Source organism: Parasediminibacterium sp. HNIBRBA5674 (assembly GCF_056745525.1).
Window position 1 is genome coordinate 1 of the sequence record NZ_JBQWIE010000030.1, and the last position, 24,080, is coordinate 24,080.

General features: G+C 37.7%; 19 protein-coding genes and 1 pseudogene. 8 read left to right on the plus strand and 12 right to left on the minus strand.

What is annotated here, in order from left to right; all coding sequences use genetic code 11:
- The first annotated feature begins 20 nt into the window (after positions 1-20).
- The 8 genes from ACT9TX_RS14065 to ACT9TX_RS14100 all read left to right on the plus strand — a co-directional run bounded on the left by ACT9TX_RS14065 (position 21) and on the right by ACT9TX_RS14100 (position 12,950).
- A complete protein-coding gene (locus ACT9TX_RS14065; protein ID WP_481339238.1) occupies positions 21-113 on the plus strand; it encodes a PID-CTERM protein-sorting domain-containing protein in 93 nt (30 codons plus the stop codon).
- 257 nt (positions 114-370) lie between these two features.
- Positions 371-1,450 (plus strand): TonB-dependent receptor plug domain-containing protein, encoded by a 1,080-nt coding sequence (locus ACT9TX_RS14070; protein ID WP_481339159.1) that lies wholly within the window; start codon positions 371-373, stop codon positions 1,448-1,450.
- Between the two features lie 7 nt (positions 1,451-1,457).
- Positions 1,458-3,593 carry a SusC/RagA family TonB-linked outer membrane protein gene (locus ACT9TX_RS14075; protein ID WP_481339161.1) on the plus strand — a complete coding sequence of 712 codons (2,136 nt, stop codon included), beginning with the start codon at positions 1,458-1,460 and terminating at the stop codon, positions 3,591-3,593.
- A gap of 24 nt (positions 3,594-3,617) precedes the next feature.
- Positions 3,618-5,009 (plus strand): RagB/SusD family nutrient uptake outer membrane protein, encoded by a 1,392-nt coding sequence (locus ACT9TX_RS14080; RefSeq protein ID WP_481339163.1) that lies wholly within the window; start codon positions 3,618-3,620, stop codon positions 5,007-5,009.
- Positions 5,010-5,021: 12 nt separating this feature from the next.
- The gene (locus ACT9TX_RS14085; RefSeq protein ID WP_481339165.1) at positions 5,022-5,786 is read left to right on the plus strand and encodes a PI-PLC domain-containing protein; all 765 of its coding nucleotides are present in this window, start codon (positions 5,022-5,024) and stop codon (positions 5,784-5,786) included.
- A gap of 480 nt (positions 5,787-6,266) precedes the next feature.
- Positions 6,267-11,672, plus strand: coding sequence for a LamG-like jellyroll fold domain-containing protein (locus tag ACT9TX_RS14090; RefSeq protein ID WP_481339167.1), 5,406 nt, complete (start codon positions 6,267-6,269; stop codon positions 11,670-11,672).
- Positions 11,673-11,897: 225 nt separating this feature from the next.
- Complete coding sequence (locus ACT9TX_RS14095; protein WP_481339169.1) at positions 11,898-12,419, plus strand: hypothetical protein; 522 nt, start codon at positions 11,898-11,900, stop codon at positions 12,417-12,419.
- A gap of 201 nt (positions 12,420-12,620) precedes the next feature.
- Positions 12,621-12,950: a hypothetical protein gene (locus tag ACT9TX_RS14100; RefSeq protein WP_481339171.1), complete on the plus strand. Its 330-nt coding sequence runs from the start codon at positions 12,621-12,623 to the stop codon at positions 12,948-12,950.
- A 65-nt stretch (positions 12,951-13,015) separates the two neighbouring features.
- Here the strand turns inward: ACT9TX_RS14100 and lysA are convergent, their stop codons facing one another.
- The 12 genes and pseudogenes from lysA to deoC all read right to left on the minus strand — a co-directional run bounded on the left by lysA (position 13,016) and on the right by deoC (position 24,043).
- A complete protein-coding gene (gene lysA, locus ACT9TX_RS14105; protein ID WP_481339173.1) occupies positions 13,016-14,230 on the minus strand; it encodes a diaminopimelate decarboxylase in 1,215 nt (404 codons plus the stop codon).
- 48 nt (positions 14,231-14,278) lie between these two features.
- Complete coding sequence (gene scpB / locus ACT9TX_RS14110) at positions 14,279-14,983, minus strand: SMC-Scp complex subunit ScpB (protein WP_481339175.1); 705 nt, start codon at positions 14,981-14,983, stop codon at positions 14,279-14,281.
- Between the two features lie 106 nt (positions 14,984-15,089).
- Entirely contained in the window at positions 15,090-15,971 is an 882-nt protein-coding gene (gene atpG / locus ACT9TX_RS14115; RefSeq protein WP_481339177.1) for an ATP synthase F1 subunit gamma, read from the minus strand.
- Positions 15,972-16,207: 236 nt separating this feature from the next.
- On the minus strand, positions 16,208-16,975 hold the full coding sequence (locus ACT9TX_RS14120; RefSeq protein ID WP_481339179.1) for a lysophospholipid acyltransferase family protein: 768 nt from the start codon (positions 16,973-16,975) through the stop codon (positions 16,208-16,210).
- Between the two features lie 122 nt (positions 16,976-17,097).
- Entirely contained in the window at positions 17,098-17,940 is an 843-nt protein-coding gene (locus tag ACT9TX_RS14125; RefSeq protein WP_481339181.1) for a VOC family protein, read from the minus strand.
- 150 nt (positions 17,941-18,090) lie between these two features.
- Positions 18,091-18,579 carry a thioesterase gene (locus ACT9TX_RS14130; RefSeq protein WP_481339183.1) on the minus strand — a complete coding sequence of 163 codons (489 nt, stop codon included), beginning with the start codon at positions 18,577-18,579 and terminating at the stop codon, positions 18,091-18,093.
- Between the two features lie 152 nt (positions 18,580-18,731).
- Positions 18,732-20,372 carry a chaperonin GroEL gene (gene groL, locus ACT9TX_RS14135; protein ID WP_481339185.1) on the minus strand — a complete coding sequence of 547 codons (1,641 nt, stop codon included), beginning with the start codon at positions 20,370-20,372 and terminating at the stop codon, positions 18,732-18,734.
- A gap of 178 nt (positions 20,373-20,550) precedes the next feature.
- Entirely contained in the window at positions 20,551-20,835 is a 285-nt protein-coding gene (locus ACT9TX_RS14140) for a co-chaperone GroES (RefSeq protein ID WP_379013650.1), read from the minus strand.
- Between the two features lie 253 nt (positions 20,836-21,088).
- Positions 21,089-21,271: pseudogene (locus tag ACT9TX_RS14145) on the minus strand (hypothetical protein); the annotation flags it as partial.
- Between the two features lie 354 nt (positions 21,272-21,625).
- The gene (locus ACT9TX_RS14150; protein WP_481339187.1) at positions 21,626-22,801 is read right to left on the minus strand and encodes a M20 metallopeptidase family protein; all 1,176 of its coding nucleotides are present in this window, start codon (positions 22,799-22,801) and stop codon (positions 21,626-21,628) included.
- Between the two features lie 66 nt (positions 22,802-22,867).
- The gene (locus ACT9TX_RS14155; RefSeq protein ID WP_481339188.1) at positions 22,868-23,299 is read right to left on the minus strand and encodes an SPOR domain-containing protein; all 432 of its coding nucleotides are present in this window, start codon (positions 23,297-23,299) and stop codon (positions 22,868-22,870) included.
- A gap of 75 nt (positions 23,300-23,374) precedes the next feature.
- Positions 23,375-24,043, minus strand: a complete 669-nt coding sequence (deoC, locus tag ACT9TX_RS14160; protein ID WP_481339189.1) for a deoxyribose-phosphate aldolase — start codon at positions 24,041-24,043, stop codon at positions 23,375-23,377.
- Positions 24,044-24,080: the final 37 nt, after the last annotated feature.

The following is a 24,080-nucleotide window of genomic DNA, read 5'->3' on the forward strand; positions in this document are numbered from 1 at the left end:
ATCCAGGCGAAACTGTACCCATAGATGGCGGCCTAAGCTTACTAGTAGCCGCAGGTGTTGGTTACGGGGCTAAAAAAATGAAAGAAAAGAAGAATAAAGGTAAAGAGGCATGAGATAAGGAGGTGGGAAGAGAAAGAGCCGAAATAGAGAGATAAATCTACTAATATCCGCTTTATTTAACAGTAGCATACAGCTAATGATTGGCTTGGCAACGCTTATTTTTTGCTGAGCCGGTTGTTAGCAATGCTAGTATGATATTGTTATAGTACACAGTAGCTATAGATAGCTGTGCAACGATAACCAAATTACTATCGCTAGTATTTTATTACATAAACAAGGGATGATAAATCAACGGCTATTTAAAATTTATATGCTACCACAAAATATCATATTGCATAGCAGGCAATGGTGGGTAATATTGCTTTTATTATTTTTTTGCAGTACCACTTGGGCGCAGCCCATAAGTTCAGTAGTAGGCGTAGTTCAAGATTTAGATGGTAAAGCGCTGCCTTCAGTTACCATTACTATTACAAATTCGAAAACTAAGTATACTAATAGCACCATTACCGATGAGAAAGGTGTGTTTAGGTTTAATAAGCTACCAAGAGGTAAGGGATTTAGTTTTCAATTCTCAAATGTTGGTTACGAAACGCAGGTACTTACTGGGTACTCAGTAAAAGACGGTGAAACCATTACATTAATTGTAAAATTAAAAGATGTTGCTGCCATATTAACCGATGTAGTAGTTGTAGGCTATGGCACGCAAGCAAAAGCAAAGGTTACGGGCTCAGTAGCATCTATTAAAAGTGATGACCTAAAAGAACAGGCAGTTTCTAGTTTTGACCAAGCGATAGCTGGTAAAGTGGCTGGTGTAAGGGTGTTACAAACTTCCGGTGCACCTGGGGCAGCTTTGGCTATCCGTATTCGTGGGTTGGGTTCTATTAGTGCTGGCAACGATCCATTGTATGTGGTGGATGGTGTACCATTATCAGATGATATTAAAAATGCAACAGGTAGTATTACAGTAGGTGCTGGCTATGCCGATAATCCAGTAAATGTTTTAAGTACTTTAAATGTAGACGATATTGAAACCATCGATGTACTAAAAGATGCTGCTGCCGCTGCTATTTATGGGTCTAGGGGTTCTAATGGTGTGGTACTAATTACTACAAAAAAAGGTAAGCAAGGTAAGCCTCTACTTAGTTACAATGGGTATTATAGTGTACAGTCGATAAGTAAAAAAATTATCATGCTGGATGCTTACCAATATGCCCAAATGGTGGCAGATGCAAGAAACAATGCCTATTTAGATGCTAACCCTAGTGGTAGCGTAAATGATCCAAATGCAAGTCGTCCAGTTTCAGGACAAATACCCACTAATTTATTACCTTATTTACAAGGGGTAAAAGGCTTAACAAAATACCGATTGGCAAGACCAAATTTTTCGTAACGCGCCCATGCAAAATCATACCATTTCAGTGTCAGGTGGGGCAAACAATGTTAACTATTTTATATCTGGCAATTATTTAGAGCAGAACGGTGTTGTTATTGGCTCTGCATACAAGCGTTATACTTTTAGAACAAATATTGATGCAACATACAAGCGTTTTCATTATGGTATTAATATCAATCCGTCTTACACAAACCATAATTTAATTAATTCAGAAGGACCATATTTTGATGAAGGCATTATAGGGTTGGCGCAGATTGCATCACCCATTTACCCTGTGTACAATTCCGATGGTTCTTACAATACAGATAATAATAACCAAGGCTATGGCACTACTGGGGTTTTAAATCCTGTAGCAATGGCATTAGAAATAAAAGACCGTTTGCAACAAACTAGAATTTTAGGAAGCACTTTTTGCGAGTATGAAGTAATAAAAGGCTTGAAATACAAAATTGCTTTTAATGCAGATTTAAATGGTTTTAGAAGAGATTATTACAGACCATCCTACTTAGAAGTTCGTGATGCCATAGGTGCCACCATACCAACTGGTATTTCTAGAACGCAACAGTATGCTAATTGGATAATTGAACATACTATTGATTACAAAACTAAAATTAATAACTTACATACTATTAATGTATTACTAGGTTACACAGCACAAAAAGAAAGGCAAGATTACAATTACTTAACAGCAAGAAACTTCCCTAATGATTTGGTACAAACGCTAAACGCTGGCGGTGTTAACTCTGGTGGTTCTACCATTCAGCATTGGTCGCTGCTTTCTTATTTAGGGAGGTTACAGTACGATTTTAAAAACAGATACTTGCTGTCTGCCTCTATTCGTGCCGACGGTTCCTCAAGGTTTGGCAATAATAACAAGTGGGGCTATTTTCCTTCAGTATCAGCAGCTTGGCGTGTTGTAGATGAAGCTTTTATGAAGAAAATAAAAGGTATTAGCGACCTTAAAATAAAAGTTAGTTATGGGCTTACTGGTAATTTTCAAATACCCAATTATGGTGCATTTGGTTTGCTAGGCTCTAATAATTATGTACTAGGTAACAATGCAACAGCAAGTGGTTTAGCACCCAGTACGTTGGGTAACAATAACCTAAGTTGGGAGAAAACAGCCATGTTTAATTTGGCTATAGAAGCCAGTTTCTTTAATAATAGATTGTCTATAATAGCTGAGCATTATAATAGTAATACATCTGATTTATTGTTAAATGTAAATGTGCCACAACTTACTGGCTTTAGAACGGTGCTTAAAAACATTGGTAAAGTAAATAATAAAGGTTACGAAATTACCCTTACTACAAAAAATTTGAAAGGCAAATTTCAATGGAACTCCAGTATTAATGTAGCCACCAATAAAAATACTGTAACGGCGCTTGATGAGTTTAATACCCCCATTATAGATGTTGGCGGTACTAGTGCCACTAGATTTATTACTAGGGTAGGCGGTGCTATAGGTAATTATTATACTGTAAAAGTTGATGGGGTATTTAAAAATCAAAAAGAATTGGATGCCTACCCACACTTGCCCTCAAGCAAGCCAGGCGATTTTAGATTTGTAGATGTAGATGGTGATGGGCAAATAAATCTAGATAAGGATATAGCTGAAACAGGCAACTATCAGCCAAAATATACATTTGGCATCACCAATAGCTTTACGTACAGCAATTTCAACTTAGGATTTACCATACAAGGTGTTCAAGGCAATCAAATACTTAATTTAAACAGACGCTATCTTTTTAATATAGATGGTAATATGAACCAAATGGCAGATGCTGTAAACAGGTGGCGTTCTGAAGCTGAACCTGGCAATGGATTGGTAAACCGTGCTAACCGAAGTCCTACGGGCAGTAATGCACAAATTTCTACATGGCATATAGAAGACGGCTCTTTTATAAGGGTTCAAAATGTAAAACTGGCATATACGCCAGGTACTAAAAGGCTGGGCAAAACAGGTATTAAAAGCATGCGTTTTTATTGTACCCTGCAAAACCCTTTTACAATTACTAAATACACTGGCTATAACCCCGAAGTTAATGGCAGACCCGACAATGCAACCTCTGCTGGTGAAGATTATGGCACTTACCCACTATCTAAAAAAATAACCATTGGCGCAACCATCAACTTATAAATTATTTTAGAAAACTATTTTATAATGAATAAAAAATATCAGTTAGTTGTGGCCGCCATTGTATTGATACTTTCTGGTTGTGGTAAAGATTTTTTAGACTTAAAACCGCAATCAAACACTGCAACAGCCAATTTTTACAAAACTAAAAACGATTTTATAGTTGCAGTAAATGGTGCTTATGGCGAGTTGCAGCAAAATGCGCAATATGGCTATTTATTTTTAACGTTAATGGAAACTCGGTCCGATAATGTGGTAGACAATAAATCGTCTACCAACTCTGGCTTGTATTACAATATTGATAAGTTTACTGAAGGTACTAGCAATAGCGTATTAAACGATGCTTGGCTAGATATTTATGCCACCATTAATTATTGTAATAATGTTATTAATAAAATTGATGGTATTGTAATAGACGATTCGTCTAAAAACAGGCTAAAAGGCGAAGCTGCTTTTATACGTGCGTTATGCTACTTTAATGCCACTAGGCTTTGGGGCAAAGTGCCAATAGTATTGCAAGAATTAACCAGCGATGAAGCCAAAAAAGTAACTAGAAATGCCGTAACCGATGTGTACAGCCAAATAGAAACCGACCTCACATTTGCCTATAACAATTTGTCAGTAAAATATACAGGCAACGATATTGGCCGAGCTACGTCTGGTAGCGCAAAAGCCTTATTGGGCAAAGTGTACATGTATCAAAAAAAATATGCTGAAGCTGCTATCATTTTAAAGCAAGTGATAGATGCCAATACCTACCAAATTTTACCAGCCATTGCAAATGTGTTTAGTGTAACTAATAAAAACAATGCAGAAATTGTATTTGCTATAAAGTACAAGAGTGCCAGTACCAGCGAAGGGCATCCGCTTTGGTATAATGGTAATAATGCAGGGCAAGACAGCGTGGTAGAAACTAGTTTAAAAAATGCTTACTTAAAGCAAGATAAACGCCTGCCACTTATTTATACCATTAGCACTACAGGTACTAATATTAAAGTTCCAGCTAAATTCGCAGATGTAGTGATAGCTAGCGAAACTGGTAACGACTTCCCTGTAATACGCTATGCTGATGTATTGTTGCTATACGCAGAAGCGTTAAATGAAATTGGGTATATAGCCAATGGTGAGGCATTTACCTATTTAAACCAAATACGCACAAGGGCAGGCATCCCTTCACTTACGGCAACCAGTATTACTAACCAAGGAAGTTTTAGAACTGCAGTTTGGGCCGAGAGACGATTAGAGTTGGCTTTAGAATACGACCGATGGTTTGATTTGGTGCGCACCGAGCAAGCCATACCAGCAATGGCTAATGTAGGTATTAATATAATGCCTTACCAATATTTATATGCCATACCACAAAACGAGATAAGCGTTATTAATAACCCCGCCAATTTTCCTCAAAACACTGGCTACTAAAATATTAAGAATATGTCTAGAATATTGCTTACACTATTTTGCGGCTTAATACTCGCTACCACTTTTTGCCAAGTTACACCGCTTACCAAAGCCCATGCTCACAACGATTATGAACACGAACATCCATTATTTGATGCACTTGGCTATGGCTTTACAAGTGTAGAGGCAGATGTGTATTTAATAGATGGCGAGTTATATGTAGCGCACGAAAGGCCCACCAACCTAAAAGGCATTACTTTAAAAGAGTTGTACTTAAACCCATTGCAAAGCATCATTAAAAAAAATAAAGGCAGTGTGTATAAAAAATTTGATGGTGTTTTCTATTTGATGATTGACCTAAAATCTAACGCCGATTCTATTTATCAAGTTTTACGTTCACAATTAGCGCAGTATCCGCAGCTTGCCAATAATCAGCACTTTAAAGTGTTTTTAACCAGTTTTCAGGACCTACATTTTGTTGCACAAGATAGTACCAGCAATATTGGTGTGGATGGCAGACCAGACGATTTGGGTAAGGGGTATACTCAAGCAGCCATGCCTGTAATTAGTCAAACATTTAAAAAAATAAGTAAGTGGGATGGAACAGGCGACATACCCAAAAACGATCTTGTAAAAATAAAAATATTGGCCGAAAGAACCCACCAAGAAGGTAAGCGACTACGCTTTTGGGCAATACCCGATGTAGAAACCGCTTGGCTAGTGCTTTTAAAAGCAGGTGTCGACATTATTAACACCGATAAGCTAAAAGAGTTGCACGAATTTTTTAATAAGCCATGACTTTAATATAGCTACAAAAAAGACATGTTAAGTGGCTATTCATAAACTGTTATTATTCAATTGTACGAGGGGGTATGTTTTTGCCCTCTCTTTTTATGTATTAGCCTTATTGTTTTACAATTTTGCTCAGGCAGTTATTATCTGCAATATCAGTTTCTAACATTGCTAAAAAAAGTCTGTCAAAAAGAAAATTGTCAAAAAAATAATAGTGGTAAATTCATATTGACAAATAAATTTAATATATTATATTTAATTATTACTCTTTCTTTAAATGGCTTGCACCATTTTTTGGTAACGTTTACATAATATCAACATACCCTACTTTTTCTATTTACCCCTGTATTTAATATATACCATGCTATACAACTAATTGCACAAATAATAAATATCTTACGAATACAACAGTAACCACTGCTATTTAGCAAGCTGTACTACATACCCAAATATTTTTTAACAAACAATAAAAGCCCCCCACACAAAATGAAACAAACAATGTTATTTATAGCCATGCTGCTATACGCTATTACCAACTTAGCCCAAACTCCAGCTGGGTTTTTAGGGCCAAAACAAGCAGCCATAATGGGCTATTTAAAAAGTACAACGCCAGGCGATAAACACGTAGTAATATTTGCACACAGGGGGGCTTTCCCTCGTAGTTGTGGGCTTAATTACAATGGCACTACTTATTATTTTCCTGAAAACACGCTAGGTGCTATTCAAGCTACTAACAAGTTAGGCGTTGAGGCTCTAGAATTAGATATTAAATTATCTAAGGATAATGTACCCATGCTAAGCCACGATAAAACCGTAGGGCGAATGACGAATGTAAATTTTAACCCAAATGTTGCATCAAATGAATTTGACGTTAATAATCAATCAACTGGCCAACTTACAGCAAGTGAGATGCAGCAGCTAACCTGCCGTTCAGTACTTATTAAGCCTGATAACAGCGATTTTGAATTTAATTACACTAAAGTACCCGGCGCAGATCCTAGCCTATATCAAATGGCTACATTATGGGATGCTATCAAATTTATACAAGACAGAAATTACGATATGGTACTAGCATTGGATATTAAATCTCTTGATGCTGCTTTCGAATGTTTAAGTGTAGTTACAGCATTGGGGGCCAATAAATGGGTAGTTTTTAAGTTAAATGCAGATGCTATATACAGTGCAAAAAGTTTTAAAAAGGGGTTAGACCCATTAAAGGTTTTTGAAGAAAAAGTGAAAATGGCAGTTACCAGTAATAATTATTATCCTACTAGATTACTTAACTTAATTCCCATGTTTACCACTAATCAGGTAAACAAAATACCTATGTTACAAGCATTTGATGCTATACGTGCTAAGCCCTATTTTACAACTGCAGAGGTAGATGTAAAGGAAGGTGCATTTGGCGATAATAACTCCAGATACTTGGAAATGAACCAAATGGCTTCTGGCTATGGTGCTTACTATAAAATAGGCACTTTTCATACTTTAAGGGATGCAAAAGGCTCTCCAGATTACACAGGTAGTTTTTTTGATGGTCAATATGGCACCTGTTGCTACACCTTGCCAAGCAAATTATATGACTACTCAAAAGTAAAAGGCGATGTCCTTCCTAGACAAGATCAGACGGATAATAGGTGGAACAAGAGTTTTTTACAAGGTGGTCTTCTTGCAGGAGGTAACGGCTATGCACAACGCTGGTTAAGTACCGATGAGCCGTTAGACTATATTCAGTTTTTACAAAACAATGGGTTACGAGATTCTAAGTACACCATAAGTACCCAAGCTAGTAGTAGCGGCATTAGCTTACAAGCTACTAGCTCTGCAACACTAACCCCAGCAGATTTAGTAGTAAATACCACTGGCTTTTACACCAATGCAGGTGCTACCCTTAGCCAAGATGTATTACAATACAACAGCATTAGCCAATTGGCTGGTACTGCTAAAAAAATAGCTACAAATGGTAACAATACTTATATAATAGCTACTAACAACGGCGCTTCTTTGTATAATAGTGCTAGTAATACCTATACTAGCCTTGGTGGTGGCTTTACCGATGTAGCTGTTGATCCTGATGGTAATGCTTATTTTTTGGGTCCCACTTACGGTAATATTTATACTTATAATACCACCACCAATACTTTCGTAGTACAATCTAGCCAAGTTGCAAAAAAAATAGCAGCTGGTGGGCAAAGTGGTGATGCAGACAGAGATAGCTATATACAACTGGCCTGCATAGGTACCAATAATTTGGTATATGCATATAATAGTGCAACTGCCACTTGGTACCAATTGGGTAGCAATGCAAATACTGCCCAAGAAATTGCAATAGATGCTAATGGAACAGTATATTATGTAGATTTGGCTAACAATATTTGGGAATGGAATACTGTTACCGATGCTTTTGTACAAATAACTGGCAAAGCCAAAAAAATTGGTGCAGGTAGCGATGGTACACTATGCATTATTGGTATTGATGATAATGTATATAGCTACAATGGCTATAACTGGATTAATATACTAGATGGTAGCCCAACCAACCCAATAATAGAATTGGATGTAGCCAACAGTAGCGATTTGTATTTTTTAAAACAAGATAATACCGTTTGGCAAACCACCTACAACCCAAGCATTACCGCACAGCCAGCACAACTAGGCAATGCCTTAAATTTTGATGGAGTAAATGATAATGTAGCCGTTGCAAATGGCTACGCAGCCACTAGCGAACTTACTTATGAAGCATGGGTTAAGCCTACAATATTAAGCGCAACTAGTTTCAATGTAATTTTAAATCATAATGGCTGGGCATCTGGCTATGTCCATTTTCAATTTTCAAATGGCAAACTTGTTTTTGGTATCAATGGTGGTCCAACTGGCACATTTACTACCACCTTTAGCAACAATACTTGGTACCATGTAGCGGTAGTATATTCTAAAATTGCACAAAAGCTACAGTTTTATGTAAATGGTGTTTTAGATAATACGGTTACCACTGGTAGCTTTATTACCATTCCTGCTAGCTTACCCTATACTATTGGTTCTTGGAACGGGGGCAGGTATTTTAATGGTACTATTGATGAAGTTCGCATTTGGAATGTAGCTCGCACACAAGGGCAAATACAAGCTGCTATGAATACTGAACTATCTGGTACTGAAGCTAATTTGGTGAGTTATTTTAATTGTAATCAAGGCACACCTTGTGCTACCAATACAGGCGTAACATCGCTACCCAATTTGGTTAATACTACAAACAATGGCATACTTAACAATTTTGCACTAACCGGCTCTACCTCAAACTGGGTACCAGGCGTTACCCCAAGTACAAAAGATAGTATATGCATTGGCACTACTTTGCAATTGGCCAATAGTACAACTGGTGGCACATGGTCTAGCAGCAATACCGCTATTGCAACCGTAAGCACTACAGGTTTAGTTACAGGTTTAGTGACTGGCACAGCTACCATTAATTATACATTTAACAATACCAGCAATAGTGCTTGCCCATCTGTTGCATCAACTACAATAAAAGTAAATGCATTGCCAACTGTAACCGCTATTACTGGTGCAAATAATGTATGCACTGGCAGCACCATACAACTAAGCAATACCACCAGTAATGGTAGTTGGTTTAGCTCGGCTAATAATATTTTAAATGTAAACAGCACAGGTTTGGTTACTGGTATAGCAGCTGGAACAGCTACCATTACCTACACAGTAACTAATACTAGCGGCTGTTCGGCAGTTGCGTCCACTACCGTAACCGTAAATGCATTGCCAACTGCTACAATATCAGCAAGTGGTGCAACTACGTTTTGCCAAGGTGGCTCAGTAACGCTTACTGCAAGCGCTGGAAGTAGTTATTTATGGAGTACAGGTTTAACTACGCAATCTATCAATGTATCTACTGGGGGCAATTATTCAGTTATTGTTACGAACGCGAGTGGCTGTTCGGCTACGTCTGCTGTAACAACTGTTATCGTAAATGCGTTACCTACAGCAACAATTACAGCAAACGGCCCCACTACGTTTTGTCAAGGTAATTCAGTAATATTTACCGCCAGTACCGGTAGTAGTTATTTGTGGAGTACAGGTGCAACTACGCAATCTATCAATGCTTCCACTTCTGGTAACTATACAGTTACAGTTACTAATGCTAGTAGCTGTACTGCCACTTCTGGTATAATAACTGTTATCGTAAATGCGTTACCTACAGCAACAATTACAGCAAACGGCCCCACTACGTTTTGTCAAGGTAATTCAGTAATATTTACCGCCAGTACCGGTAGTAGTTATTTGTGGAGTACAGGTGCAACTACGCAATCTATCAATGCTTCCACTTCTGGTAACTATACAGTTACAGTTACTAATGCTAGTAGCTGTACTGCCACTTCTGGTATAACAACTGTTATCGTAAATACATTGCCAGCAGCTACAATATCAGCAAGTGGTGCAACTACTTTTTGCCAAGGTGGCTCAGTAACGCTTACTGCAAGCGCTGGAAGTAGTTATTTATGGAGTACAGGTGCAACTACGCAATCAATCAATGCTTCTACTTCTGGTAATTATATAGTTACAGTTACAAATTCTAGTAACTGTGCTGCAACTTCTGCTACAACAAGTGTAACCGTAAATGCTTTACCAAGCGCGGCAATAACAATTACACAATATTGTGGTGGATGTGACGCTTTCATATTACGCCCAGTTGATTGCAGCAGTACGAGTTATAAATGGTATCAGAACTTTATTAATACTGCAAATTATAGTACTTGCCAACCTATTCTAACCTCTAGCAATAATATAGGTAGCACAGGCTTAATTGTTACAAATGCAAATGGATGCACTTCAAGTAGTGGGCCAACATTGCCACCTGTACCACCTATTACTGGTAACACTATTGTATGTAGTGGTACTGCTACACAATTAAGTAATACAATTTCTGGTGGCACTTGGTCAAGTTCAAACTTAGGTGTAGCAACTGTAAGTACCACAGGTTTGGTTACGGCCAATACCGCTGGTACTGCAACTGTTACCTATACACTCAATAATGCTACAGGATATAGTAATACCGCTTCATCAATTGTAATAACAGTAAATACTACACCACCAGTAACATCTATCGGTGGTTATGGTATTGCTTGCAGTGGCGGTACAACACAATTTAGTCATGCAATTTCTGGCGGCACTTGGTACAGTGATAACACAAGCATTGCAACTGTAAATAGTAACGGGTTGGTAACTGCTATTGCAGCTGGCACAGCAACAATTTTTTATGCACCTGGCGGTTGTGGCACAACTGTTTCAAAATCTATAACAGTTAATTTCTTTACGGCAGCATCATGTTCATACGATCGTTCGTGGATTTGTGGTCGTATTGGTTGTTCTGGTGGTGAAACTTTTACTGCCGATAACCAAAACAATATAGCATCACTTACATGGTTTTTAGATGGGGTTCAAGTATCTACAAGTTTTAGCTATTCTCGAACTGGAAATACATTCAGCAACTTTAGCCTTGTTGGAAAAAATCCACAAAGAATAGGTTTATCAATTCAATACAAAGGTGGTTGTGCAAGTAACTGGGGTAACGTTCCATACTTTCCTTTTGGAAAGTCTATACTTACATCAAAAAACTCCACAACAGTTTTTGATGCCACAGCAACAAAAATCCACATTTACCCCAACCCAGCACATGATAAAGTAACGGTGCAGTTAGCGGCAGGTATGGAAAAAGCAACGGTAACTATTATTAGTTCATTGGGTACTACTATAGCTATTGATAATAATACGGGTTTACAACGGGTAATTAATTTGTTTGGTAAGCCAAGTGGTACTTACCTGGTAAGGGCTACCACCAAAGATGGTGTAAGCACAACGCAAAGATTAATCATTCAGTAAGTCGAAAACATTACTGAAACCAATGCAATGGGGTTGCCAACCAGCTAACTGTTGGCAATCTTTTAAAAAAACTGTCGTCATACACAGTGTTTGTTTCGTAATTGCTATAGGGCTGCCTTTTGAGGCGGCCCTTTTCTATGTAGCCTTAAAAAAAGTTTTGTCAAAATAATTATGTCAAAAATTATAATTTTGACATAATTATTTTGACAACTTAAATTTCTTGCGATGACTGATAATAGCTTAATAAGTAGTGTAACCGAAAAATTAGGTATTAATAAATTAGCCTTAGCTACCTTATTGGGTGTTCATAATAGCGTATTTACCCATATAGCTACTGGCAATAGGCAATTACCTTTAAAAGCTACAGCGGCTTTGGCTAGCACTTACGCAATTCTTACCAATTTACCAGTACCTAGCTTACCACAACCTACCGATTCAGAATTAGCCGATAACCAACAACAAGCTGCTTGGTGCGAGGTACAATTGCAACCCTTGCAAAAGCAACTAGCGCAGATGCAATCAATCTATCAGCAAGGAGCCAACATGCTTACTTTTTTAGACAAATATGCTATTACTAGCCCACCAGCTACCCCAAAACAACAGCGCTGGCTAGAAGGACAAACATACCAAGCCCAACAAAAAATGCAGAAGAACGGCTGGCAAGCGCAACAGCAAGTACTGCTAAAAATGGCATTACTGCAAACAAAAGCCAATTTTTATCGTAGTCAAATACAAGTGGTGCTTTAAAGCAATGTTAAAAACAAATGTTCAATTACGGTATTATGTTTTCTTTCACATGTAGTAAATAGTGCGTGTGTTATTTTGGCACTGGTATTTAACATTTAATCAATTTTAAAACAAAAAATTATGAGTTACAGTGTAAGTAAACTAACCACGGTAGCTTAATGCGACAAAGCCACAGCCTAGGCTACCGAACGTAAAACGGATTTGCAATTTGAGCAAACTGTTTCTGGTAAAGATTTAGCCGACCAAGAGAAAGTGGTACAGCAAACTACCATTAACTTAATTACGGTAAAGGCTGAAATTACAGGTACAGAAGCTGCCATTGCTGGTATGCCAGCAGGCGAGCAAAAAGAGAATTACTTAGATAAATTGCGCCGCTTAAATGATCGTAAAGATAATTTAGAGGAGCGTTTAAGAAAGGGTGGTGCAGCAGCCCTGCTAGATACTGAGTTAGATGCTGCTTTGTTATCTGCACAAATTACAGAGATTGATGCTTACTTATCTGCGATTGCAGCGCACAAAGCTACTTTGTAATTGAATGTTACACCTGTAAGTATCCAAGCCTGAGCGTTTGCTCAGGCTTTTTTGTTCTCTAGAATTTATAAAACTTCTAACTGATGTCGAAGTAAATCTTCAAAAGTATCACGTCTTCTTATTAGGTGAAATTCGCCTTCTTTTACCAAAACCTCGGCTGGTTTATAGCGACTATTAAAATTGCTACTCATTTCAAAGCCATAAGCACCTGCATTTGCAAATACCAGTAAATCGCCTTCACGTATTTCATTTAAAGTTCTATCAGTGGCAAATGTGTCTGTCTCGCAGATATTGCCAGTAATAGTATATACCTTTTCTTCGCCTTCAGGGTTAGAAATATTGGTTATTTTGTGATAAGAATCGTAAAACATTGGTCTTATCAAATGGTTAAAACCACTGTTGACACTTGCAAATGTTGTTGTTTTGGTAGCTTTTAATACACTCACTTCTGTAATTAAATAGCCGCACTCACTTACCAAATATTTACCCGGCTCAAACCATACTTGCAAAGGTTTGCCATTAGGATTTGGATGGTTAGCAAATGCTTTGCCTACCTCTTGTGCTAGTAAATGAATGTCTGTTTCTGCATCGCCTTGTTTGTACGGCACTTTAAAGCCGCCACCTAAATCAATTACTTCTAGTTCTTTAAACAAAGGAATGATATCGAACAATACCTCTATGCCTTTTACAAAAACAGCTACATCTTTAATCTCGCTGCCAGTATGTATGTGTAGATTTTTAATGAAAATATTATTGTCAGCAACAATTTTCAGCAACTCATCAATTTGGTCTACAGGAATACCAAATTTGCTTTTATCGTGGCCTGTAGAAATTTTTAAGTTGCCGCCAGCCATAATGTTTGGTCGTAAACGAATACCAACAGGGTAGCTGTGGCCATATTTTTTACCAAACTTTTCTAGATTCGATAAGCTGTCTATATTAATATGAATACCCAAACTTTGGGCTTCTTCAATTTCGCTGAAAGTAATACCATTGCTAGTGTACAATACACGGCTTGGCTCAAAGCCTGCATGTAAAGCCAACTTAGCTTCGTTAATAGAACTACAATCTACATTACCACCAATATTTTTAATTAGCTTTAAAATATTGATATTGGTTAATGCTTTGCAAGCGTAAAATATTCTTACGTTTTGCTGCGCAAATGCAGTAGTTAAAGTTTGGTATTGTTCTACTATTTTATCAGCGTTGTACACATAAGTAGGTGTACCAAATTGTTGTGCTATTGCTGATAATTGTTGGTTGCTAAGTTGTGAGGCCATTTGTTGCTTGCAGTAATTGGAACATCCAATTGAGTGTGTAATTAAATCTTATTGCTCTTCGTTGTCTGTGGTTTCTTCGTCATCACTAGGCTTAATTTCTAGTTCGCCATCTTCATTCACAATAATGACAGACTTTTCAGTGATATTAGGTAGCGATTCTATTGCAAAATCTTCTGGCGTTACTAACGTGCCTTCAACTACTTGGTCTGCTAAAACCTCTCTAATCTTAGGTAAATCAGCAGGTGAGTTGATACCAAAATAATCCATGAAGTTTTTTGTAGTAGCGTACACCAAAGGATGACCGGGCATTTTCTCGTTTCTTCCAGCAATCAAAATCAGTTCTTTTTCGAGTAGTTTTTGTACGCTGTAATCGCTATTTACACCACGAATACTTTCTATTTCGCCCTTGGTAATAGGTTGCTTGTAGGCAATAATAGCCAAGGTTTCTAAAGCTGCATTCGATAAGCGTTTTAAAAACTTATCGCCATTAAGCTGCGCAATGGTTTTATGAAAACTAGGCTTTGTTAAAAATTGTAAACCACCACCACTTTCTTTTACTTCAAACGGATAAAACTCTGAGTTATATTTTTCCTTGATACCTTCTATGCAACTTTCTACTTGCTCTATCGACACACGTTCTTCCATGAAGCCAAAGGCATTGTTGATTAGCTCAACAATTTCTAAAGCTGTTAAAGGCTTTTCGCTTGCGAAGACAAGTACTTCTATATGTGGTATAATTTCAGAAAGCTCCATGCCCCTAGCCCCTAAAGGGGAATTTTAGCCCCAACCCTAAAGGGGGTTAGGAAAAAGATGATTAATAATCATATTCTGTTTTAACACCCCTTTAGGGGCGGGGGGCTTAGCCCTCCAACGCAGCCGCACCACTTACAATCTCAGTCAATTCGGTGGTAATTGCTGCTTGTCTTGCACGGTTGTAGCTCAGTTTCAAGCCTTTCAATAGCTCGTTAGCGTTTTCACTAGCTTTATCCATAGCAGTCATTCTAGCGCCATGCTCACTTGCATTAGCGTCTAAAACGGCTTTATATAATTGTGTGTTTAATATTTTAGGCATCAATTCAGCCACCAAAATTTCTTGTGCAGGTTCAAAAATGAAGTCAGCTTTTGTAGTGCTTTCTTTTTTTACAACCTTTGGTATTGGTAAAAATTGTTCTGCTTTAAATGCTTGTGTAGCAGCGTTTTTAAACTCGCTGTAAACAATTTCCACAGCGTCAAATTCTTTATTTTCAAACGCTTTTACAGCCGCTTGTGCTGCTGCTTGTACGTTGTCAAAAGTTAAGTTTAAGAAGATATCTTTAAAGGTAGCATCGGTTTTATAACCGCTTTTACTCATGCTTTCCCAGCCTTTTTTACCAATATTCCAAATGGTAATATTGCCTTTTGCATATTGGTCAGCGTATTTAGTAGCAATAGTTTCTTTAGCTGTTTTTACAATATTACTGTTGTAAGCACCGGCAAGACCTCTATCGCTTGTAATTACTATCAACAACACTTTTTCTATTGCTCTTTCTTCAGCCAATGCAATGCTTGTTTCGCTATCAATATTACTTACGATATTGCTTAGCATTTCTTGCAATTTTTGTGCATACGGACGCATCTGTATAATAGCATCTTGCGCTCTACGCAATTTTGCAGCACTCACCATTTTCATGGCTTTAGTAATTTGCTGCGTACTCTGTACACTTTTAATCCTGTTACGAACCTCTTTTAATTGAGCACCCATTAGTTTTAAGTTTCAAGTTATTGGCGGCAAAAGTAAAGGTTTAGATTGTCTGAACCATGATTTTAAGTGATTTTTTTGATTTGCTAGATTAAAATGAGCTTTTGAAGAAAGCGTTTGGTAAGCAAGAAGTCTTTACGGTAGAATTACTAGGTTGGGTAAACTTTAGCCAAAGCTGAATAGTGTTGATTTCTCTAGTTCTCAAAATTTTTTAATCCAACAAAATCTAGGTTCAGATACTATTTGTCCAAAGCATTCATTAAATGATGCTTACCCTTCATCATAAACTTTTTGCTTTGCTCAATTGCATCCATCACTTGTTCTAGAATTTGCTCCGTTGTTTGTTCGTAATCAATCACCATTGGTTCTTTAAAACGAACAGTTAGCAATGAGCCTTTCTTTTTAAACGTCAAACCTTTTTTGGTAAAAGCACGCCAAAAGCCATTAATAACCACAGGAATAACTATCGGGTGATTGTTTTTAATGATATATGCAGTGCCTTTTCTGCCAGGTGCAAAAGGCTTTGTAGTACCTTGAGGAAATGTAATTACCCAGCTTTTATCTAGTGCTTGGTTTATTTTTCTAGTATCTGATGGGTCTAAACCTCTTTGTACTTCTTTACCTTCGGCACGCCAAGTACGTTTTACCGTTAAAGCGCCAGCCAAAATAAATAAGCGGCTTATCCAGCTGCCTTTCATGGTTTCTTCTGCAGCTACAAAATATAAATTGGTAAATGGATTAAGCAAGTAATAAGGTAAGCCCAAACGGTTTTCTTTTCGCCAGCGCACTGCACAAAAAATATGAATGAAAGTAATTACATCAGCAAAGTAGGTTTGGTGGTTACTCACAAACAATACATTGCGATTAGGTAGGTTTTTAAGGTGTTCAGTGCCAGAAATTTCTATTTTATTTACCAATGTTAAGCCAGGGTAGGTGATAGCACCCACTACACCATATATTAGTGAACGAACGATTCTTATATGTTTTAGCCTATCAACCAAGGTCATGTATTACAGCTTTTGGCTAGAAAAATAAAGGTGCAATATAGTTATTGTGGTGAAAATGCTAAAGCAATAGTTTGCAACAATTATAATGTACTCAAATGCTTTTTCGGTGCTAATAACCGGAATTAAGCGTTTTGTAAAGTCGCAATATCAATTTTACCCATTTGCATTAGGGCTTGCATCGCTCTGCCGCCCTTACTTGGGTTAGTCATCAGTTGCCCTAGGTTTGCTGGTATAATTTGCCAACTAACACCGAAGCTATCTTTCAGCCAACCACATCTGCTTTCTGCACCACCGTTAGCGGTTAGTTTTTCCCAGTAATAATCAATCTCATCTTGATTAGCACATTCTAATACTAAAGATACGGCTTCATTAAATTGAAAGGCATGGTTACCTGCGCCATCCATTGCTGAAAATAAAGAACCATTCAGTTCAAAAATACCAAATTTTAAGAAGCCTTCTGGTGCTTCTTCACCTGCATTGTATAAGTTTAAAGAATGTGTTTTAGCATTTGCAAAAATGCTTGTGTAGGTTTTTATGGCTGCGTTGGCATTACCCAATTGATTGCCTACAAATAACAAACTTGGATAAATTTTTTGCATACCCATACTTGAAGTTGTAAGCATTAACTGCCAAACCACACCAAATTGGTCGGTTAAGAAGGCGTATTTTTCAGCCCAAGGATATTTGTCTAAAGCCATCATGATTTTACCGCCTTCTATTAGTTTCGCATAAAGGCTGTCTATTTCTGCTTCGCTTTCACAGGTTACAAACAGCGAAATACTTGGGTTAATGGTAAACATTGGCCCACCATTTAACCCCATTACTTTAAAACCTTCAATTTCAAAAGTTACCACCATCGGTGTATCAGCAGTAATTTTAGAATGGTTGAAAATGCTAGTATAAAAGCTAGCGGCTGATTTAGCTTGCCCATCAAACCAAAGACAAGGGTGAATTTTATTGGCCATGTTTAATTATTGAGTAGTAAATGAGATGATTGTTTGTACAAAAATAGACCTCATGTGAAACGCATAGCCTGTGTGAAAGCGACAAAATGCAGGTGAAAAAAGACAAACAAAATCTATGCTGCGTTATCTGCGTCTTCTGCGAGAGCCCTTCTAAGCAGCTTTACCTTTAAAGCTCCAAGTGAACACAAATTTGGCTACCACTTCATTCTGTTCATTAACGCCAACAGATGTGGTGCTTACAGTAACGCCTTCTTTGGTAGCAATGGTTTGTGCTATGGCAGCTTGTACAGCCAAGCCATCGTTGCAGGTAAATACAATATTGCCAACAGCTTTTTTGTAAAACTCGCCCTCACATTTTACCACCAACATGCTTACGCTAGGCTGGCTTTTGTATGTAAAAGCAACGGCTAAAATGCCAGTACTTAATTCTGCCGCCATAGCTAGTACGGCAAAATACATAGAACGAAAAGGATTTTGATTTAACCATTTAAACCTTACACTTACAATGGCTGCATCTTCTTGCAATTGCTGCAATTTCAAGCCCGCTAAAAAAGCCATTGGCAGCTTGTTTAGCAGAAATAATTTGTATTTAATAGGATTAGTAATGATGGCTCTAAAAGCTGAAAAATTAGCTGACATGGCAAACGTTTTGTGAGTTGCAAGTTAGGGTAAATGTGTTGCAAGTTGTAAGGCGATAGAGTAATGATATAACCCAAACAAAAATCCCCATTAACTTCTCAGCTAACAGGGATTGTTTTATATTTTATTCCCCTTTAGGGGTTAGGGGCTAACTAGTAACCACCCATACCGCCCATATCAGGGGCGCCATGGCTGTGACCAGTTGCTTCTTTTGCAGGTTTGTCTGCAATTACACACTCAGTTGTAAGCAACATACCAGCAATTGATGCTGCATTTTCTAAAGCTACACGGCTTACTTTAGTTGGGTCTATAACACCAGCTTTAAATAAGTTTTCGTAAACCTCAGTTCTTGCATTAAAACCGAAATCGCCTTTACCTTCTTTAATTTTTTGTACAACAATAGAACCGTCGATACCTGCATTAGAAGTTAAGCAACGAATTGGCTCTTCTAATGCACGGCGAACGATAGCCATACCAGTTTGCTCATCAGCTATTTGGCCTTTTACTTTTGGTTCTAGGCTTTCAATAGCACGAATGTAGGCAACACCACCACCTGGTACAATGCCTTCTTCAACAGCAGCACGTGTTGCATGTAATGCATCATCTACTCTGTCTTTCTTTTCTTTCATTTCTACTTCTGTGGCAGCACCTACGTACAATACTGCAACACCACCAGCCAATTTAGCTAAACGCTCTTGTAATTTTTCTTTATCGTAATCGCTAGTTGTGTTTTCAACTTGAGATTTGATTTGATTTACACGAGCAGTAATTTCTTTTTTACCACCTTTACCACCAACTACAGTCGTATTATCTTTATCAATAGTTACAGAAGATGCTTGACCTAAATACGTTAAATCAGCATTTTCTAGTTTGTAACCTTGCTCTTCACTTACCACAGTACCAGCAGTTAAAATAGCAATATCAGTCAACATTTCTTTTCTTCTATCGCCAAAACCTGGTGCTTTTACAGCAGCCACTTTAATAGTGCCACGTAATTTGTTTACTACCAATGTTGCCAATGCTTCACCTTCTAAATCTTCAGCAATGATTAACAATGGACGACCGCTTTGAGCCACTTTTTCTAAGATATGAAGAATATCTTTCATTGCAGAAATCTTCTTATCGTAGATTAAGATGTATGGGTTTTGTAATTCTACAGCCATTTTCTCGCTGTTAGTTACAAAGTATGGAGAGATATAACCTCTGTCAAATTGCATACCTTCAACAATATCAACTGTTGTATCAGTACCTTTTGCTTCTTCTACAGTAATTACACCTTCTTTACCAACTTTAATAAACGCTTCGGCAATTAATTTACCAATAGTTTCATCGTTGTTAGCAGAGATAGTAGCAACTTGTTGAATTTTTTTAGCATCGTTACCAACAGTTTGGCTTTGACCTTTTAAGTTTTCAACCACCAAGCTTACAGCTTTGTCAATACCACGTTTCAAATCCATAGGATTTGCACCAGCAGCTACCATTTTCAAACCTTCGCTAATAATAGATTGCGCCAATACAGTTGCAGTAGTAGTACCATCACCTGCAATATCAGCGGTTTTGCTAGCTACTTCTTTCACCATTTGTGCACCCATATTTTCAATTGGGTCTTCAAGTTCAATTTCTTTTGCAACCGATACACCATCTTTAGTTACTTGTGGTGCACCAAATTTTTTCTCAATAACTACGTTTCTGCCTTTAGGGCCTAAAGTTACTTTTACAGCGTTGGCCAAAGTGTCCACGCCTTTTTTCATCTTATTTCTTGCTTCGATGTCGAAGAAAATTTGCTTTGCCATTTTTATTCAATTAAGAATTAATAATTAGTAATTAAGATTTTTGTTGCGAGCTGTAGAATGTGTATTTAACATCGTTGCGTCGCACACTTGAGCGTCCAGTTTGTTATTTGTCATTCTGAGGAACGAAGAATCTGATAGTAATTAATCAGTTGTTTCCTTCGTCAGCAAGGCAGGGCTACTATACTATCGCCAAAATATCGCTCTCTCTCATGATCAATAAATCTTGACCTTCAACAGCGATTTCAGTACCAGCGTATTTACCGTACAATACAGTATCGCCAACTTTAACAGTCATTGGCTCGTCTTTTTTACCAGAACCAGCGGCAACAACTACACCACGCTGTGGTTTTTCTTTAGCAGTATCAGGTATAATGATACCACCAGCAGTTTTTTCTTCAGCAGCAGCTGCTTTTACTATCACTCTATCGTGTAGTGGGGTGATGTTAAGCTTTTTAGAAGCCATAATTATTAATTTTAAACGTTAATGAATTAATTTTTGTGGTAGGAGCGATTATTATGCCACCTGATTGTAGTAAGTCAAATTTTCAGTTTTGGCAAAATTCGTCATTTTTTGTGGCAGTAAGGCTTTCTACGATTGCATTTGCTTACTGACAAAATGTGCATTTGAAGGCTAAGCTTATTATTTACCAATACCTTCTTCTACCTCTTTTCATCTACACCAATTACGTGGCAATCTTTTTTCAAAAAAATTATAATTCTAAACGTCCATGCTTTATTAACCAAATTAAAACAGTACTTCTGCCCTGTATGTCATAATGCTTCTGCGCTTCTTTGTATGTGAAGTCGCCTTTTTCTATAGCATCAACAACCCGTATTTTGCGAGCTAAAATGTCGTCTTTTTGAGTCCGCTTGGGCACTCTAAACTGTCCAGTATTCATAACGATGACAACATTTTTGTGTCAACCTATTTTAGGATATAGCAAATTTTACCATGAAAGAAGCCGCAACAGATAATTGTCTGATTCGGCTTCTTTTATGTTGAATAAGCGTTGCTAATAGATTATTTTTCTATATAAGTTGTACTTCTACTATCTTAACATGGCATTTACATTGCAAATGATACGGTTAAAACAGAGATCAGAAAAAAGTACTGAAAAACTGTAAAGTAAAACCCGTGCTACAACTTTTCCTACGCCATTTCACAATTGATAAATTTTTAATATTAAAACGCGCCGCAAAACCAAGACTTGTAGGGTGTTTTATACAGATTCTTCGTTCCTCAGAATGACAATTTAAACCGTTGCACCAAGCCAAGCCATCATACCTACACCAATTTCAATAGCATTTTCATCAATATTAAACTTAGGTGTATGTACGTTGTGTACAATGCCTTCGGCCTCGTTACGAACACCTAATCTAAAGAAACAGCCCGGTACAACTTGGGTATAATACCCAAAATCTTCTGCACCCATGCGCAGCTCGGTTTCTTCTACATTGTCTTTACCCATAAAGGCATTGGCTTGCTGCCATGCTGCTTCAGTAAATACAGGGTCATTATCTACAGTAGGGTAGCCCACATCTATTAGTAAATCAATTTCTGCACCCATGGCTTCTACCAAACCTATGGCTTGTTTGGTAATCAGTTCGTGGGCTTTAAAACGCCAAGCTTCATCCATAGCTCTAAAAGTGCCCATCAATTTTACTTCGCTAGGAATAACATTAGTAGTGTGACCACCTTGTATACTGCAAATGCTTAACACAGATGGTGATGTAGGATTATTGTTACGGCTAATAATTTGCTGTAAGCTCACTATTAATTGCGAAGCAATAAGTACAGTATCTGCTGTTAAATGTGGTGCTGCTGCATGGCCGCCTTTACTACGAATGGTGATATAAATTTCATCAGCACTAGCCATCACACGGCCTTTTCTAAAACTGAGTTTGCCTACGTTTAAGCCCGGATGCACATGCAATGCAACAATGCCTTGTGGACGTGGATTTTCTAAAGCACCATCACGAATCATATAACTAGCACCACCTGGGTTCTTTTCTTCACCCGGCTGAAATAATAGTTTTACAGTGCCTTCAAATTGGTCTTTTATTTCGTTCAGAATTCTTGCTGCGCCTAAAATAATAGTCGTATGTACATCATGACCGCAAGCATGCATCACACCTGCATTTTGCGATTTATAAGCGACCTCGTTTTCTTCTGAAATTAATAAGGCATCCATATCGCCACGCAAAGCAATCACACGGCTTTCTGGATTTTTACCTTTAATGGTTGCTACAATACCTGTGGTTGCCATTACTTCAAATGCAATACCTAGCTCGGTTAATTTTTGCTGTAAGTATTTGCTTGTTTCAAACTCTTTATAGCTTATTTCAGGGTGAGCATGGAGGTATCTTCTTGTGGCAATATTATCTTGTGCGTATTGTGCGGCTAATTGCTTAATGGTTTGCTGTAACATAGCTAGTGATGTGAGATGTGAAAAGTGAGATGTGAAAAGAGAAATGAGAAAAGTGAAAGGTTTGGATTACCCAGCAATATCTTCACCTTCTTTAGGTGTGTATTCAATAGCATCTTCTACTACATACACGTTTTGTCCTACTAGTTTTATTAGTTGTTGCTTTAGTTTTTCAGCATCGGCTCGTTTAATAAAGTTGCCAACTCGAACTTTAAAATTCGGCGATTGAAAAATAAGATATGATTTTTCCTCAGGAAATCTCGTTAGTAAATCTGTCTTCATTTTAAAGGCTTCGCCACGGCTTTGAGTGCTCAGTACTTGCACACGAAAACCTTTGTACAAGCCACTACTAGTCATCATGCTACTACGCTTGTTTATCTGTGCTTGCTTCGCAGAAAGTATGTCTAAGCGTGGGTCTTTACGAACAATTACTGTATCGCCATTAGCCATTGCTTGCAATGCCAATAAAGTGACTACCAATAGCGCTATTATTTTTTGCATAGATGGTTGTTTTTACGTTTGCAAGATAAAGTACAAGTTTCAAGGTACAAGTTTCAAGTTACCTGCAACCTGTTACTAGTAATTTCCTTCAGCTTTTTCACCATTAACAATAGCTACGCTAGCACTACAGCCTAAACGTGTAGCACCTGCTTCAATTAGTTGTTTGGCAAAAGCATAATCTCTAATACCGCCAGATGCTTTTATTTGAACATGCGGTGGCAAGTTTTCTCTAAATAGTTTCACCGCCTCAACCGTAGCACCTTTCTCTGCATAGCCTGTAGAGGTTTTTAGAAAATCGATACCCGCTACACCGTATAGTTGGCAGCACTTTACAATTTCATCGTCTGTTAAAACACCACTTTCAATAATGATTTTTACGCCACGATTATTTTGTTTTATCACTGGCATTAAGTGGTTGATTTCGTTGGCTAAATATTCCCAATCATTGTTTTTAATAGCCGAAATATTAATCACTATATCCAATTCATCAGCACCATCTACAATGGCTAGCAATACTTCTGCTAGCTTGGCTTCAATAGCGCTATAGCCAAATGGAAAACCTATAACAGTAGCCACTTTTACACTACTGTCTTTTGTAAATGCTTTAGCTGGTTTAATGAAATTCGGCGGTACACATACGGCTGCAAATTGGTATTGTATGGCCTCGTTACACAGCTTTTCAATATCTGCAATTAAAGTAGTTGGCTTTAAAATAGTATGGTCTATGTATTGGTTAATAGTCATGGTGTTTTGTATTTGCGTTTTAAAAGAAAAGCAACCC